Annotated in this window: 1 protein-coding gene; it reads right to left on the bottom strand. The window is 65.5% G+C overall.

Annotation, left to right across the window (positions count from 1 at the left end):
* Positions 1 to 26 precede the first annotated feature (26 nt).
* Positions 27 to 1,156 (bottom strand): IS3 family transposase gene (locus tag U1708_RS20630; RefSeq protein WP_093400998.1). Its coding sequence is split into 2 segments (ribosomal slippage): positions 27 to 904 and positions 904 to 1,156, totalling 1,131 coding nucleotides; the frame shifts between segments, so codons are not numbered across the junction.
* Positions 1,157 to 1,218: the final 62 nt, after the last annotated feature.

The raw sequence follows: 1,218 nt of genomic DNA, 5'->3' as shown, positions 1-1,218 counted from the left end.
TGACGTGCTCCCCAAAGCTCTACCGGTCATAGCTGGAGTCCGGGGTTGGTATGGTGCCCCTCGGGGCGGTGTTGCACAACCCGCCTGGCAGCATCGGCGGGCGTCAGCCCGCCAACACCGCTATGCGGGCGCACATGGTTGTAGTCGTCGCGCCAGAGCCGCAGCACCGAGCGAGCGTGACCGAGCGACACGAACAGCGTCTCGTTGAGGCATTCGTCACGCAGACGACCGTTGAAGCTCTCGACGTAGCCGTTCTGCTGCGGCTTGCCGGGTGCGATGTAGTGCCACTCGATAGGTCGCTCCTGCGTCCATCTCAGGATCGCCAGGCTGGTCAACTCGGTGCCGTTGTCGCTCACGATCATCAGCGGCGGTACGCCTCTGATGGCGATGATGGCGTCGAGCTCACGAGCGACACGCGCGCCTGACAGCGAGGTGTCGGCCACCAACGCCAGGCACTCGCGCGTGAAATCGTCGACCACCGCCAGGATGCGGATGCGTCGGCCGCTGATCAGCGTGTCGCTGACAAAGTCGAGGCTCCAGCGCTGGTTCGGACCTTGCGGCAGCGCCATGGGCGCTCGGGTGCCCATCGCTCGCTTGCGGCCACGCCGGCGCCTGACCCGCAGGTTCTCCTCGCGGTACAGCCGCAGCAGCTTCTTGTGGTTCATGATCAGCCCCTCGCGGGCCAGCATGATCCCCAGCCGCCGGTAGCCGAAGCGGCGACGCTCCGCCGCGATCTCGCGCAGCCGCGACCGCAGGTCGCCATCATCACCACGCCGGGGCGCGTAGCGCACCGACGTCCTGTCCACGCCGAAGATGGTACACGCCCGACGCTCGCTGATGCCGAACAGCTGCCGAACATGCTCGACAGCCTTCCGCTGAGCGGCGGGCTTCACCAGTTTTTTGCGGCGACTTCCTTCAGCACGGCATTGTCGAGCATGGCGTCGGCCAGCAGCCGTTTGAGCCGGCCGTTCTCCTCCTCAAGCACCTTCAGCTTGCGCGCCTGCGACACGTCCATGCCGCCATACTTCGCCTTCCACGCATAGAGCGTCGCGCTGCTGATCCCATGTTTGCGACACACGTCGGCGGTCTTCATCCCGCCCTCCTGCTCGCGCAGCACCGCGATGATCTGCTCCTCGCTGAACCTGGTCTTCTTCACGTCCGTCTCCTCACGAAGGCGGACTCTAGCTCAAACTGGCAGAGTTTCAGGGGAGCACGTCA

Source organism: Sphingomonas arabinosi, from assembly GCF_036663715.1.
Lineage (GTDB): Bacteria > Pseudomonadota > Alphaproteobacteria > Sphingomonadales > Sphingomonadaceae > Sphingomonas.
Note: the sequence above shows the minus strand (reverse complement) of the source record. Positions and strands in the feature narration are given on the sequence as shown.